The sequence below is a fragment of the Flavobacterium movens genome (assembly GCF_039581425.1).
Taxonomy (GTDB): domain Bacteria; phylum Bacteroidota; class Bacteroidia; order Flavobacteriales; family Flavobacteriaceae; genus Flavobacterium; species Flavobacterium luteolum.
Genome location: NZ_JBCPXY010000001.1, coordinates 733338 through 748842 on the forward strand (window position 1 = coordinate 733338; position 15505 = coordinate 748842).

The following is a 15505-nucleotide window of genomic DNA, read 5'->3' on the forward strand; positions in this document are numbered from 1 at the left end:
TTTTTTTTTGTTTAATGTTTGATGAATCTTTGTTTTGAAGCTATAAGCTGTTATTGAAAGAAATTATTTATAACTAGTCAAAATTAATTAATTTTAATATTGATTTTTTTTGTAAGAATAAAACAAGTAGAATTACCTAGGAGTAAGCACAAAAAAAACCGCCTTAATGAATGGCGGTTTTTAAAAGTAAAATTGTTACATCATTATGCTAGATTTTTTTCAACGTCTGCTTTGTGTTTTCTTAGAATAGCTCTTGTCATACCTAAATTTGCTTTTGAAGCATCTGCAGCAAGATAGATCATGAATTTTTTGTTCGGAGAAATATCGATAATGTGAATTTGATTCGATAGCGTAATCAAAATATCTTCGATGTCCTGGTTTAAGTTTAGTGCTTTTACGGCACTCAATTTAGCTTTTACAACTTCTAAGTTATAGGCAGCAGCTAATTCAGGATCAAAGCCCGGATCGATAGTTAAATTTCCAAAGCTTAATCCAGATTCAATTTCTGTTACTGCTACAGCGATAAAGCCGTTTACGTTAGTTTTCATTTCGTTTAAAAACACGTTTAAAAAATCATTGCTCATAGTTCATTTGGGTTATTTGTTAATAGAATTTTATGTTATTTCAATAGTGAATTTTTGCTTAATTCAGCAGAAACTTCTTCTGTAGAACGCATTAATAATGCTAGATTGCTTCCCTCTTTAGAAAAAGCAACGATAAAGTTAGAACCACTTATTTTGTTTCCAACAATAACGCCTTCGGCGCTTTTTAGGTACAATTGTTTTAAAGAGCCTTTTTCTAAATCAATTAAGAATTTTTCACTCATAGATAAAATTGCTGCACTCATTGCGGCAATACTGTCGCCATAGTCAAGATTTAAGGAGGTAATGAGTTTTCCTTTTCCGTTTAAAATTAATGCTGCAGTAGATTTGGTGCTGACAAGGAAGTCATTTAGTGTAGTTGTGATTTCATTCATGATTTGTAGGATTTTGGGAGGAATGTTAAATTTAGTTTGTGTTGGTATTCGTTTTTAAAAATTAATTCATGCTATCCTAAACAAGTGTTAATTTTTATTAACAAATATAAATTAAATTATGTATCATTGTAGTACCAAATCAGTAATAATTTTAATTATTTACGACGAAAAACTTACATTATGGCTAAAGTATTGAAATTCAAAGAAGTAAACTCTGATGTAGAACGCAGAATTAAAGAATTTGAAAAACTGCGTGTTAAATTTAAAGCAGATGTAAAAAAGGGCGAAGCTAAGAAACTGGCTGCCGGAAAAGAAAGCAAAGGGATTTTTAAGTCGATTTCAGAATTTTTCTCCGACAGCCCGAAAACGCCAGCAAAAGCTGCTGTGAAAAAGTAAACTTTACAAGGTTTAGATTAGCAGATAAACTTGTTTGATTTGTTTGAAAAGAATTAACGCTCCATTAGGAGCGTTTTTTTTGATTTAATTGTTATTTTTGCCCATCAAAAAATCATAAAATGTCATTACGAAAAGCGTATTTCCTTATATTTCTAGTTTTAATTGTTGATCAGCTTTCTAAAATTTATGTCAAAACAAATTTTGTTTTGGGCGAAGAAGTTGTAATTGCAGATTGGTTTAGAATTCATTTTATTGAAAACGAAGGAATGGCTTGGGGAACAAAAATACCTGGAGAATATGGAAAGTTAATTCTAACGGTTTTTAGGATTTTTGCTGTTTTCGGAATTGGCTGGTGGCTTTCTGATTCAATAAAAAAACGTCACTCTACATATTTAGTTGTTGCCATTGCATTAATCTTTGCTGGAGCAGCAGGAAATATTATCGATTCTGTTTTCTACGGAGTTATTTTTGATGATAGTACTCATAATCTCGCAACAATTTTTTCTCCAGCCCCATACGGAACTTGGTTTCATGGTTTGGTAGTAGATATGTTCTATTTTCCTATTTGGGAAGGAAATCTTCCTGAATGGCTTCCTTTATTTGGAGGAAAACATTTTGCATTCTTTAATGCTATTTTTAATGTAGCTGATGTTGCAATTTCTACAGGTGTAGGCATACTTTTGGTTTTCAATAGGAGAGCTTTCCCAAAACACGCATAAATTCCAAAATTCTCAAAATTCCAAATTCCAATATTTAAGGCATTCGCAATAAATAGATATTGGAATTTGGAATTTTTCATTATTGGCATTTAATATTATTGTATTATTTTTACAATACAAAAAAATCAAACTATGCAAAGTCCGTCTTTTTCCATTTATGATGCTTCTGCGGGATCAGGAAAGACGTATACATTGGTAAAAGAATATTTAAAAATTATTCTTTCTTCTCCAAAAAACGATGCATATAGAAATATTCTAGCCATAACTTTTACCAATAAAGCGGTTCATGAAATGAAAAGCCGTATTGTTGGAAACCTGTCCGAATTTGCAAAAGACGATCCGTCGCCAAAAGCGGCTGATTTGATGGAGGATCTTTCTCGCGATACTGGACTTTCGATTATTAAAATTAAAACCAAGTCGCAGCAAATTATTAAGCACTTAATTCATAATTATGCTGCTTTTGATATTTCTACCATTGATAAATTTACCCATAAAGTTATCCGTGCTTTTGCGCATGACTTAAATCTTCCAATGACTTTTGAGGTTACATTGGATACCGAAAATTTATTGGTTGAAGCTGTTGATGCCATTATTGCACAAGCGGGTGAAGACGAAACATTGACCAAATTGCTCATCGATTTTACAATGGAAAAAACCGATGATGACAAAAGCTGGGATATCTCGCGAGAAATTCTCGATACAGGAAGATTGGTTTTGAATGAAAATAATCGAAATGAGATTCTGCATTTTCAAAACAAAACAATTGGAGAGTTTGTTGAAATTAAAAAGAAAATGCAGGTGCTTTGTAAAGAACTTGAAGAAACTAATGAAGGTCTTGCAACGAAAGCAATTGAGTTAATCGATAAAAACGGAATCGATCAAAAATCATTTTCGAGAGGAACTTTTCCAAATCATTTGCAAAGTATTCGAGACGGAAAGTTTAATCCAAAGAATAAAACCTTTCATGAGTTTGAAGATATTGCCATTAATAAAACGGCAAAGGATCGAGCTTTAATCGAAAATATTATTCCAGAATTACTTCAGATACTAAAAGAGGTTTATCAGAACTTTGAAAAAAGAGATTTCTATAAAGCTTTTCTAAAAAATATTACTCCACTTTCTTTGTTGAATACAGTAAGTAATGAACTTGCAAAAATTCAATCAGAACAGAACGTTTTGTCTATTTCGGAATTCAATGCGATAATTCACCGTGAGATTCAAAATCAGCCAGCGCCATTTATTTATGAACGTTTAGGTGAGCGTTATCGCAATTTCTTTATTGACGAGTTTCAAGACACTTCAGAAATGCAGTGGCAGAACTTGATTCCGCTAATTGATAATTCGCTTTCTGGTTTGGATGATTTTGGAAAAAAAGGGACTCTTATGATTGTTGGAGATCCGAAACAATCTATTTATCGCTGGCGTGGAGGAAAAGCAGAGCAGTTTATCGAGCTGAGTAAAGAAGAGATACCTTTTTTTCATCATGAAAAAGTAGTAAAGCATCTAGATACAAACTACAGAAGTTATAGCGAAGTTATTGAGTTTAATAACGCTTTTTTTAAATTGATTTCTAGTGAATTTTCAAATGAAGATTATAAGAATCTTTATGAGAATCATAGTTTTCAAAATACCAATTCGAAGAAAGGCGGTTATGTAAATATTTCGTTTCTTCCAATTATCGATAAAAATGATTTTGCTGATGAAGACGATGTGGTGGAGAAATCAGATTTGTATGTTCTGGCTACTTTAAATACAATTCAAGAAGTTGTGAAGCAAGGTTTTGAATATAAAGATATTGTAATTCTGACCAGAAAAAGAGATCAGGGAATTGCAATTGCAAACTATTTGACAGAACAGGGAGTTCCTTTGCTGTCTTCAGAAACTTTGATGATTCAAAATGCGTCGGAAGTTCGTCTTATAATTCATCTTCTTAGATATTTAAATAATAGCTCAGATTTAGAGTCAAAAGCTAACTTTTTACATTTCTTAGCTTCAACCAAAGATCTGTCTATGCCTATCCATGATTTTATTGCGATGGGAATGAATCATCGATTTGAAAAAGATTTTGAAGAATGGCTGCTAACGTTTGATGTTTCTTTTTCTTTTGAAGATGTTCGCAAAAAATCTTTGTATGAAGCGGTTGAAATTATTATTTCTAAATTTATTCTTCCGTCAGAAGGAAATGCCTATGTGCAGTTTTTTCTGGATATTGTTTTAGAAAGAGATATTAGAAACCAAGCCGGAGTTGCAGATTTTTTAATCTTTTGGGATAAGAATGCAGAGAAATTTAGTATTCCGTCTCCAGAAGGGAATAATGCTGTTCGAATCATGACCATTCATAAATCAAAAGGTTTAGAATTCCCGGTTGTAATCATGCCTTTTGCAGATGAAGATTATAATCGAAAACCAAAAGACAAACTATGGCTTGATGCCGAAGAAATAGATTTAGGAATTCCGAAAGCATTGGTTGATAATAGCAGTGCGGTTGAAAGTTTTGGAGAAAGTGCATCGGCAGTTTTCAATTTAAAAAAGCAAGAAGAGCTTTTAGATAATGTAAATGTACTTTATGTTGCTCTAACTCGCGCCGAAGAGCAGTTGTATGTTATTTCTCAATCGTTGAAAGCTAAAACTGATGGTGAGTATCCAAATAATATGGCTTCCTTTTTTATTAAATTCTTGATTCATGAAGGGGTTTATGATGAAGAAAAGTTGGATTACGATTTTGGAATTAAGACTAGGCTGTCGAAATCTTCTAAAACTGTCGATGTTGTTAAATCAATTCCGATCGTAAGAGAGGTTTTGAATCCTAAAAACATTAAAATTGCCCAACGTGAAGCTCTAATGTGGGGAACGCATCAACAAGAAGCGATTTCGTATGGAAACATAGTGCATGAAATTTTGGCTTTTGTTAGAGATAAATCAGATATTGATTTGGCGGTTGCAAAATCACTTGAAAACGGTTTGATAACTTATGATCAAGTTGATAAAGTGTTGCAGACCTTGAAAGAAATTGTAAATCATCCGGAACTTAGTGTGTGTTTTGATGGGAATCATACTGTATTGAATGAGCAAACGATTGTTCAGAAAGAAGGAAGGATTTTAAAGCCTGATCGTGTTGTGTTTTTAGATAGTAAAGAAGCTTATCTGCTGGATTATAAAACAGGGGTATCTAATGCTAAGTATCAGCAGCAAATTCAAGACTATCAGGATGCAATTGAAGATTTGGGGTACAAGGTGTTAAAAAAGGCTCTTGTGTATATTGGCGAAGAAATTGAAGTAGTAAATTTGTGAAAAAATTAATCAGATGTTAAAGAAAAAACGAAGCTTAATTTTGGTTAAGTTGTTAATTTTTAACGTTTTAAACAAATAAAAAAATGTACGGTAAAATAAAAGAACATTTGCAAAAAGAATTGCAGACAATTGAAGAAAATGGAATTTTCAAAAAGGAAAGAATTATCACTTCTCCACAAGGTGCTGAAATTACAATTTCGACGGGAGAAACAGTGTTGAACTTTTGTGCGAATAATTATTTAGGGCTTTCTTCGCATCCAGAAGTGGTCCAAGCGGCAAAAGACGCAATGGATACGCATGGTTTTGGAATGTCGTCTGTACGTTTTATCTGCGGAACACAGGATATTCATAAAACATTAGAAAAAAAGATTGCTGATTTTTACGGCACAGAAGATACTATTTTGTATGCGGCTGCATTTGATGCTAATGGAGGTGTGTTTGAGCCTTTGTTAGGTGAAAATGATGCAATTATTTCAGACAGTTTAAATCACGCTTCTATTATTGACGGGGTGCGTTTGTGTAAAGCGGCTCGATATCGTTATGAAAATAATAATATGGAAGATCTAGAGCAGCAGTTGATAAAAGCAAATGAAGCGGGAGCTCGTTTTAAATTGATTGTAACTGATGGAGTTTTCTCTATGGATGGATTAGTTGCGCCATTAGATAAAATTTGCGACTTGGCTGATAAATATGATGCGATGGTAATGGTAGACGAGTGTCATGCGGCTGGTTTTATCGGAGCGACTGGAAAAGGAACTCTTGAAGCAAAAGGAGTAATGGGAAGAGTGGATATCATTACAGGAACTCTTGGAAAAGCTTTAGGTGGAGCTATGGGTGGATATACTACTGCGAAAAAAGAAATAATCGAATTGTTGCGCCAAAGATCAAGGCCTTATTTATTTTCAAATTCATTGGCACCAGCAATTGTTGGCGCTTCAATTAAAGTATTCGAATTATTGGAAAAAGATACAGCGCTTCGTGATAAATTAGAGTGGAATACCAACTACTTTAAAGAAGGTATGAAAAAAGCAGGTTTTGATATTATTGATGGAGATTCTGCAATTGTTCCTGTTATGCTGTATGATGCAAAATTATCTCAGACAATGGCCAACGAACTTTTGAAACAAGGAATTTACGTTATTGGGTTTTTCTTTCCTGTGGTTCCAAAAGATAAAGCGAGAATACGTGTACAGCTATCTGCGGCCCATGAAAAAGAGCACTTGGATAAAGCTATAAATGCCTTTACAGTTGTCGGTAAAATGTTAAAAGTTATATAATTACCACTTCCGTTAAATTTTTGTAGGTTTTTTTTAACATTTCATTTTGTATTTAAAAAATTTGGTGTTACTTTTGCTTGTAATTAACTAAATTGTAATTAAAAAAATTAAGTATGAAACATCTTAACAAACTTTTAGTTGCTGTATTGATGGCGATGGGTTTAAGTTCTCACGCGCAAGACAGTAACAATCCATGGGCGATCTCTTTCGGGGTTAATGCTGTGGATACTAGAACAAGTTCAGGTTCAGGAAGTGGATTTTTCGATCAGCACTTCTCTCAACCATTCGCTGTAAAAGACAACTGGAATATTCTTCCTTCTCTATCTTACATTGGAGTAAATAGATATGTTGGTCATGGTTTCTCAGTTGGTTTACAAGGTTCTGTGAACAAAATTGATAAATTTGTTACTTTTGATCCAAGTAATCCTGCTCATGATGGTAGAGGTAACGTAGTAACTAATCCTGGGGATTTAATGTATTATGGAATTGATGCTACTATCAAATACAGCTTCCAAGAATTAATCAAATCTAAAGTGGTTGATCCTTCGTTATCTGTTGGTGGAGGTTATACTTTCTTTGGAGATAACAGTTTTGGAACTGTTAACCCAGGTGCTGGTATTACATTTTGGTTTACAGATGCTATTGGTTTAGAGTTAGCTACAAAGTACAAATGGGCTGTTGCTGCTAATGAAGATAAAACTTATGACAGATCTGTTTTTCAACACACAGCTGGTTTAGTTTTCAAATTCGGAGGTAAAGATACTGACGGAGACGGAATCTACGATAAAGATGATGCTTGTCCAGATGTTGCTGGTTTAAAACAATTCAACGGATGTCCTGATACTGATGGTGACGGAATCGTTGATGCTTCTGACGCTTGTCCAGATGTATTTGGTTTAGCTGCATTAAACGGATGTCCTGATACTGACGGAGACGGAATTGCTGATAAAGATGATGCTTGTCCAGATGTTGCTGGTTTAGCTGCTTTAAAAGGTTGTCCTGATACTGACGGTGACGGAATCGCTGATAAAGACGATAAATGTCCTACAGTTGCTGGTCCTAAAGAAAATGGTGGTTGCCCATTCTTAGATGCTGATAAAGATGGTGTTGCTGACAAAGATGACGACTGTCCTACAGTTGCAGGTCCTGCTAGTAACAGAGGATGTCCAGAAGTAACTTCTGAGGCGTTAGAAGATCTTAAAGTTCAAGCTAGAGCAATCTACTTCAACTCAGGAAAAGCTACTTTCAAAACTGGTGACAAAGAAACTCCAGCTAGATTAGATGCAATTAAAGAAATCCTTAAAAACTATCCAAACGCGAAATTCTCTATCGAAGGACACACAGATAGTACAGGTTCTGCTAAAGTGAACGACAAACTTTCTCAAGAAAGAGCTGACGCTGTGAAAAATGCTTTAATCGAAAGAGGTGTTAATCCAGAAAACTTAGAAGCTAAAGGATTTGGATCTTCTAAACCAGTTGCAAGTAACAAAACTGCTGCAGGTAAAGCACAAAACAGAAGAACTGAAATTAGACACATTGGTTCTAAATACCAAGGAAAACTATAATTTTAGTTTCTAAATAAAAAGGAAAAGCCATTCTTAATTGAATGGCTTTTTTTATTTTTATACTATGGTAAATGATTCTTTTCTTCAAAAAATTGCCTCTATCGTAATTCAGGATTATATAGGGAAACTTTCAGAAACAACTATAATTCTTCCTAATAAAAGGGCAAAAGTTTTCTTGATTGAAGCGCTTAAAAATGCAACTTCAAAAACGATAATTGCACCGCAGATTACTAGTATAGAAGATTTTGTTCAAGATGTCGCGTCAATTCGTTCTATTGATTCGATCGAGCTTCTGTTCGAATTTTATGAGGTATATTTATCCATTACAGAAAAAAATAACCAGCAGTCATTTGAGTTGTTTGCAAATTGGGCTAAAACCCTTTTGCAGGATTTTAATGAAATTGACCGATATCTTTTAGATCCTTCACATGTATTATCTTATCTAAAAGATATTGAAGACATAAAAAGATGGGGTCTTGAAGTTGATCAAAAAACAAAACTTTTAGAGAATTATATTGATTTCTGGAAATTACTCACGGTTTATTATGAGTCTTTATATAATCATTTGCTGTTTAAATCGATTGGATATCAAGGGCTGATTTATCGAGAAGCGGTAAATAACCTGAATCATTTTTCGAATACAATCGGAAATCGCACTTTTATTTTTGCTGGATTCAATGCTTTGAATGCTGCTGAAGAAAAAATTGTGCAACATTTATTGGCGCTAGATCAAGCCAAAATTTATTGGGATGCAGATCAGTCATTTCTAAATGATCCGTATCACGATGCGGGGCTCTTTTTAAGGCGTTTTAAAGAAAGCTGGAAACATTATAAGTCAAATGTTTTTGAGTGGATCGTTGATGATTTTTCAGAACCAAAAAACATTCAGGTTATTGGAACTCCTAAAACAATTGGGCAAGCCAAATTGGCAGGAAGTGTAATTGAAAATTTAATCGATCAAAATCCTGATGCTGCTTTAGATAAAGTTGCAGTTGTGCTCGGTGAGGAAAACTTATTAGTTCCGGTTTTGTATTCGCTTCCTGCTTCAGTTGGAGCGCTAAATATTACAATGGGATATTCGGGAAAGAATAATCCTTCGCAGATTTTTGTTGCTAAATTGTTTAAAATGCATACCAATGCACTTTCCAGAAAAGGCGGAAGTTATGTTTTTTACTATAAAGATGTACTTGATATTTTAACACATCCCTTGGTTGAGCCTTATGCAAATGCACAAAGGTTGGTAAGAATTATTAAAGAGAATAATTATACGTTTATTACGCATCATAAAATTCTGGAACTTCATCCAGAAACTTCAAGTTTTTTTAGTTTGTTATTTGAAAAATGGGACAGTGGTTCTGTTGCGGTTTTAAAGAATATTTCGGCTTTACTAATTGTGATCAAGGAACATTTTAGTAATGATAATGAAGAAGAAAAAATTGCCAAAACTTTTGTTTATGGCGTTTTTAAGGTAATTAATAAGCTAATAAATTATTATTCAAAACATCATCATATTGATAATATTGATACACTGCATTCAATTTACAAGCAAATTATAGATTTGGCAGAAGTGTCTTTTGAGGGTGAACCGTTAAGGGGTTTGCAGATTATGGGGGTTTTAGAGAGTCGTGTTTTAGATTTTGAAACGGTGATTATAACTTCTATGAACGAAGGAAAATTTCCTGCTGGAAAATCTCAGAATTCATTTATTCCCTATGATGTCAAAAGAGAGTTAGGACTTCCAACATTTAAAGAAAAAGATGCGATTTATACGTATCATTTTTATCATTTGCTTCAAAGAGCGAAAAATATTTATTTGATTTATAATACAGAAAATGACGGATTGGATGCTGGTGAAAGAAGCCGTTTTATTACGCAGTTAGAAGTAGAAAAAAAATCACGTCATAATCTTACTTTCGATATCTATAATCCAGAATTGCCAAATACAGCATACGAACCAATCTCTGTTCCTAAATCTGATATGGTAATGGAACGGTTGAAAGAAATTGCCGTTAATGGCTTTTCGCCGTCTGCATTGACCAGTTATATTAGAAATCCGATTGAGTTTTATTTTCAAAAAATATTAAGAATTCGTGAAGTGGAAGAGGTTGAAGAAAATATAGCCTTGAATACTTTGGGGACGATTATTCATGAAACCTTAAAAGTGCTTTACGAACCTTTTATAGGGAAATTTATTTCGGAGACAGATCTTCTTAATTGTTTCAAATTATTGGATGACGAAGTTTTGAAGCAATTTAAACTAGTTTACAAGGAAGGAGAAATCAAAAAAGGACGAAATCTTCTGGCTTTTGAAGTAGCGAAAAGAAATGTTTCTAATTTTTTGAAAATGGAATTAGAGTCTATAAAGAATAATGAAGCAATTCAGATTGTTGCATTAGAACAAACTTTTGAGCGTGAGTTTGTTCATCCTAAACTACCGTTTCCTGTTTTGATTAAAGGAAATGTCGATCGTATTGAACGCCGAGACGGAAAAATTAGAATTATTGATTATAAGACAGGAAAAGTCGAGAAAGCCAATGTTGTCTTGAAAACATGGAACGGATTAACTCAAGAGCTTAAAAACGATAAAATAATTCAAGTTCTAGCGTATGCCTATATGTTTGAAAAAGAAGCAGGCGAACTTCCAATTGAAGTTGGTATTATTTCATTCAAAAACTTAAAATCTGGTTTTTTACCTTTTGGATTCAAAGAAGAAAAAGAGTTGGATGTGATAGTAACGCCACAGATACTGAATTCTTACTTAGAAGAAATTGCTAATTTGCTGAGTGAAATTTTTGACAGCAATATTCCATTCGAAGAAAAAATATAAAATTACTTGTAGGGTATCTTCTAGAATTAAACAAAACTTGCTATTTGCATCAAGATCAATTTATTCTGAATTGTTTTTCAGTTGAAAATATTTTATTTCTATATGCTAAACAAAATATGTTGTTTCTTATAAAGATGATTTTAGGAAAGACTTTTTAGAGGTCAAAAATTAAAGATTTGTCTTTTTAAGTTTTACAAGATTTTCAAGTTAAATTGATATTTGGAGCCAAATCATTTTTTGTGTTTAAAGTAAAAGTGGGGCTAATCTGTTTTTAAAAATAATTGAAAAAGCGGTTTAAATGATTAAGAAGAATTCCTAAGAAAAAGAATTGTCGATTGGGAATTAGAATTGTTAGTTTTAGTAAAAATTGTCTTGCTAAAAAAAAAACATTAATGCTAAGTTGCATAAAATCAATGTAAAAACCGAACTTGTAAACGAAGGTTATTTCTTAAGTTCGGCTGACCTTTAAACTCTTTTAGCTGAATATTTTTTTGAAAAAACCTTTTTTAGATTTTTCTCCAGAAACCGAAGTGTTAATGTGTCCGTTTTCAATACGAAATCTTCTAAACCTTTCTAGTTTTACATTTAAGTCAAAGCGTAATTCGTCAACAGTTTTCATTTTTATAAATTTTTTTGCAAAGCTATAGAAAAACTTTTGCCAAATGCAACAATCTGCAAATGTTAATTTTAGAAATGAATTTTATAAAGTAAAATGTTACGTTTTTGATGTTATTTGCTTTTAATGTTAATTTTTTTTGCATTTTTTTTGCAAAAAAATAGGTTTGATTAAGTGATAAATAAAAGTGACTCAAGACGTTATATAGCAACTTTTTTTAACAAGTGTTTATCGCACAATTACCAATATTAAAATATCTTTGACGCTCCAAAAACATGACAATAAAAGAATATGATTGATTTGCAAACACTAGTAGAAGAGACTGGCGCAGAGTCTGGGCTAAGTTTTAATATTGATGGAATTTTAAACGAGTCTGTTAATTTAGAATACGACGGTAACGTTGCTGCAATGATCGGAATGATTTTAAAGATGTGCCTTGAAATGTCGGAAGACGTTAACAATGGAGATCTTAAACAAGTAATGATCAAGAATAACGACGGAATTGTCGTAGCAAGCAAAAATCAAGATGATAATTGTATTGCGTTGCTTTCTAAAGATTTAAGTAAAATGGGGTTATTGCTGAGAAGAATGGATTCTATTTTTAACAACTAATTTAAAAACCAAATATTTTAATAAACATGTCAGATTTTTTACAAAATTTTCAAAACGATTTAAAAGAGAATATTAACGGATTTATTGCTGTTTCTGTTACAGAAGTAGAAACAGGAATGTCTTACTGTTCGTTGACCGTAAAATCGGATTTTGATCCAGAATTGGCTTCTGCTTATAATTTAGAAGTAGTAAAAGCTAAATTAAATGCTATTAAAGCTTTAGGATTAAATCAAAAAATTAATGATATTTTAATTACCCTTACCGATCAGATTCATATTATTGATGTTTCTGAAGATGGAAGATACTTTATCTACTTAGCGGTAGATTCGACTAAAGCAAATCTTGGTTTAACAAGAGCGACTTTATCTAAATACAAAAAAGATATTACTTCAAAGTTATAACGATATTTTGCCCCCAAGAATGAGAAAAAGGCTGTTTCAACCCTAGGTTAGAAATGGCCTTTTTCGATTTTAATACTTAGTTTTTATTCAAAGAAATGTTGTAGTACAGATTTTAATTCTGTCTTGTTTTCAATCTGACTCATGTGTCCATCCTCAAAAGAAACTAATTCTGCAGTTGTGTCTTCAATTTGCAAAAGACTTTCTTCGTAGTTCAAAACAGGATCTTTTTTTCCTAAAATTAATAAAACTGGAAAACGGTTTTCTTTTAAAAGCCACTCTCTGTCTTTTCTAATCTTCATTCCTTCTTGAGAGGCTATAATTCCTTGTAAAGGAGTTTTTAAGGCTTCTGTTTTTACTTCTTCGATTTCTTCAGCCAATCGTGTCCTATTATTTTCGCTAAATAAATTTGCTATTGCTAAGCTTACAAAGCTCACATAGTTTTGTTTTACGGCTTTAATTGCACGAGTTCTGTTTAGTTTTTTCTCTGCACTGTCTTCTTTTGAAGTTGAATTTAATAAAACTAATTTCTGGATTTTCTGCGGATACAATTCGGCGAAAGCCAAACCAACATAACCACCCATTGAATGTCCAAGAATTGTTGCTTTTTCAATTTTTAATTGTTCTAAGACTTCGTTTACTGCATTTGCATTATCTTCCATTTCGTGAACATAACCTAATGGTTCAGATTCACCGTGACCCAATAGATCGATTGTGACCACACGATATTTTTCTGAGAAAAAATCAACATAATCTTTCCACATTTTTTTGTTTTCCAGAAAGCCATGAAGTAAGATAATTGTGTTTCCTTTTCCAGTGTCAGAAAAAGATATTTTTGTGTTTTTGTATAAAGTATAACTCAAAATGGAAATTTTAAATAGCAAAAATACGCTATTTTATTAGCCATATGAAATACAGAATAAATTTTAACTGAGAGATATTTTGGGATTCTCTTAAAGAGGCATAAGCTCTTTTCATTTGTGTTTTTACAGTATTTACTGAAATGTTGTTGTCCTCAGCAATTTCCTGATAGCTTAATCCCTCAACAACATGTGATATGAAAATTTCTCTTCTAGATTGTGGAATCTTGTCGATTAGGGTTTGAATTTTTGGTTTCTTGTCCTCTTCTATATTTTCAAATGCTGTTGGCTCTTCAGATTTCGGTGTTGCTATTTTGGTGTTTTGCAGGCTAATTGTTTTGTTCTTTTCTAAATATTGCAGGCTTAAATTTTTTATAGCTTTTGTCCCGTAGGCTTTAAATGAAATAGTAAAATTAAGAGTCTCCTCTTTTTCCCAGAGATAGGTAAAAAAATCCTGAACAATGTCTTTTGCTGCATCTTTATCCTTTACAATGTTAAACGAAACCAATGAAAAAAAGATAAAATGGTCTTTGTATAAGGCTTCAAATGTTTTAAAATCTTTATAATTCAGCATCTCCAAATGTCATTTATTTGTTTGTAATGGATTACATAATGCCAAATGTAAAATAAAAAGTTATTTATTTTTAATAATATGTAAAAAAAATCAAAAAATATTGATTTGTTGTCACCCTAAAAATCTTTTTCTCTAACATGATAAAAACCACTATATAAAAAACAATGACTTTAAATCCAAAATTGATTAATGTCCTAAGACAAATAAAGTCTGAAGGAAACTATGATGCTTCTAAAATAGCATCTTTATCTCCTGAAGAACGGGAGTTGATAGAAAATCTTCAAAGTAATGGGTTACTAGAAGAAGCATTAATGTATGCAGAATCGATAGATACAGATAAAAGTTGGGAAGAATTAAAGGAAAAATTAGATGTTGACAAAAAGATATTTGTAATTAATTGGAGAAAAATTTTTCAATATGCCGCAGTTTTCATTTGTCTGATAGGTTTAGTTTATGTTTTTCAATATAAAAATGATAAGCAAAAAAACACTATCCCTTCAGATGCCGTCCAGCTGGTTTTAGAAAATGGAGATATTCAGGTTTTAAATCCTAATGGAGAACAGCAGATCATTAAGAAAAATGGAGAAGTGGTTGCTTCTCAAAAAGAGAATGAAATCAATTATCGTTCGGCTAAATCAATTAATAAATTGGTTTACAATGAAATTAAAATTCCTTATGGTAAAACCTTTAAAATAGAGTTGTCAGATGGAACGTCGATAAATATGAACGCAGGTTCTTCTTTGAAATATCCAGTTCAGTTTATAAAAGGACATAATAGAGAAGTTGTTCTGGATGGAGAAGCTTTTTTTGATGTTGCAAAAGACAAAGCGCATCCATTTATTGTGAAAACAAGAGGAGTTAATGTAAAAGTTTTAGGAACAAAATTTAATGTGAGTTCATACAAAGAAGATAAAGATATTAATACAGTATTGGTTGAAGGTTCGGTTAATTTAGCTGACTCTCATAATGCAAAAAGTAACACAATACTAGTACCTGGCGAAAAAGGATCTTGGAGTAATGAAAAAACGGAGATAGCTGTAGAGAAAGTCGATACTCGTTTTTACACAGAATGGATAAACGGAGAAATAGTTTTTAGAAAAACAGCTTTTAAGGATATCATAGTAAAGTTAGAACGTACTTACAACGTTACAATTGAGAATAATAGAACGGATATTTTAGATAAAAAATTTAATGCCAGTTTTAATAAGAATATCGAAAGTATAGAAAAGGTATTGGAGACAATGAGTAAAATTCAAGGCTTTACTTATAAGAAAGAAGGAAAGCTAATAAAAATAAACTAACTATTTATTAACCAACCAAAAAGAAAACAAATTATGAAGAGGATGTAATTTTTTGAAGAAATACAAAAAAGTAAAATCGGAAAATACTACCAA

Annotated in this window: 14 protein-coding genes; 9 read left to right on the plus strand and 5 right to left on the minus strand. The window is 32.2% G+C overall.

Annotation, left to right across the window (positions count from 1 at the left end; translation table 11 throughout):
• Positions 1-203 precede the first annotated feature (203 nt).
• Both AAYQ05_RS03105 and AAYQ05_RS03110 read right to left on the minus strand, forming a co-directional pair.
• Complete coding sequence (locus tag AAYQ05_RS03105) at positions 204-584, minus strand: hypothetical protein (protein WP_281634131.1); 381 nt, start codon at positions 582-584, stop codon at positions 204-206.
• Positions 585-619: 35 nt separating this feature from the next.
• Entirely contained in the window at positions 620-976 is a 357-nt protein-coding gene (locus AAYQ05_RS03110) for a roadblock/LC7 domain-containing protein (RefSeq protein ID WP_091494460.1), read from the minus strand.
• A 180-nt stretch (positions 977-1156) separates the two neighbouring features.
• On the opposite strand from AAYQ05_RS03110, the gene AAYQ05_RS03115 reads away from it, so the two are divergent.
• From AAYQ05_RS03115 to AAYQ05_RS03140, 6 genes are all read left to right on the plus strand, one after another.
• Positions 1157-1372, plus strand: a complete 216-nt coding sequence (locus AAYQ05_RS03115; RefSeq protein ID WP_343541077.1) for a hypothetical protein — start codon at positions 1157-1159, stop codon at positions 1370-1372.
• A 119-nt stretch (positions 1373-1491) separates the two neighbouring features.
• On the plus strand, positions 1492-2091 hold the full coding sequence (locus AAYQ05_RS03120) for a lipoprotein signal peptidase (protein WP_343541078.1): 600 nt from the start codon (positions 1492-1494) through the stop codon (positions 2089-2091).
• 132 nt (positions 2092-2223) lie between these two features.
• Entirely contained in the window at positions 2224-5382 is a 3159-nt protein-coding gene (locus tag AAYQ05_RS03125; protein WP_343541079.1) for a UvrD-helicase domain-containing protein, read from the plus strand.
• A gap of 83 nt (positions 5383-5465) precedes the next feature.
• Positions 5466-6659, plus strand: a complete 1194-nt coding sequence (gene kbl / locus AAYQ05_RS03130; RefSeq protein ID WP_095928393.1) for a glycine C-acetyltransferase — start codon at positions 5466-5468, stop codon at positions 6657-6659.
• 113 nt (positions 6660-6772) lie between these two features.
• On the plus strand, positions 6773-8224 hold the full coding sequence (locus tag AAYQ05_RS03135; protein WP_343541080.1) for an OmpA family protein: 1452 nt from the start codon (positions 6773-6775) through the stop codon (positions 8222-8224).
• 64 nt (positions 8225-8288) lie between these two features.
• Positions 8289-11051, plus strand: coding sequence for a PD-(D/E)XK nuclease family protein (locus AAYQ05_RS03140; RefSeq protein ID WP_343541081.1), 2763 nt, complete (start codon positions 8289-8291; stop codon positions 11049-11051).
• A 475-nt stretch (positions 11052-11526) separates the two neighbouring features.
• On the opposite strand, the gene AAYQ05_RS03145 is transcribed toward AAYQ05_RS03140, so the two are convergent.
• Positions 11527-11670, minus strand: coding sequence for a hypothetical protein (locus tag AAYQ05_RS03145; protein ID WP_343541082.1), 144 nt, complete (start codon positions 11668-11670; stop codon positions 11527-11529).
• Between the two features lie 288 nt (positions 11671-11958).
• Between AAYQ05_RS03145 and AAYQ05_RS03150 the strand changes: the two genes are divergently transcribed.
• Together AAYQ05_RS03150 and AAYQ05_RS03155 are read left to right on the plus strand one after the other, a co-directional pair.
• Positions 11959-12279 carry a roadblock/LC7 domain-containing protein gene (locus AAYQ05_RS03150; RefSeq protein ID WP_008465282.1) on the plus strand — a complete coding sequence of 107 codons (321 nt, stop codon included), beginning with the start codon at positions 11959-11961 and terminating at the stop codon, positions 12277-12279.
• A gap of 26 nt (positions 12280-12305) precedes the next feature.
• Positions 12306-12680, plus strand: a complete 375-nt coding sequence (locus tag AAYQ05_RS03155) for a hypothetical protein (RefSeq protein ID WP_111377493.1) — start codon at positions 12306-12308, stop codon at positions 12678-12680.
• Between the two features lie 83 nt (positions 12681-12763).
• Here the strand turns inward: AAYQ05_RS03155 and AAYQ05_RS03160 are convergent, their stop codons facing one another.
• The gene (locus AAYQ05_RS03160; protein ID WP_343541084.1) at positions 12764-13540 is read right to left on the minus strand and encodes an alpha/beta fold hydrolase; all 777 of its coding nucleotides are present in this window, start codon (positions 13538-13540) and stop codon (positions 12764-12766) included.
• 28 nt (positions 13541-13568) lie between these two features.
• Positions 13569-14111: a sigma-70 family RNA polymerase sigma factor gene (locus AAYQ05_RS03165; protein WP_343541086.1), complete on the minus strand. Its 543-nt coding sequence runs from the start codon at positions 14109-14111 to the stop codon at positions 13569-13571.
• A gap of 164 nt (positions 14112-14275) precedes the next feature.
• Between AAYQ05_RS03165 and AAYQ05_RS03170 the strand changes: the two genes are divergently transcribed.
• Positions 14276-15412: a FecR family protein gene (locus AAYQ05_RS03170; RefSeq protein ID WP_343541087.1), complete on the plus strand. Its 1137-nt coding sequence runs from the start codon at positions 14276-14278 to the stop codon at positions 15410-15412.
• Positions 15413-15505 lie beyond the last annotated feature (93 nt).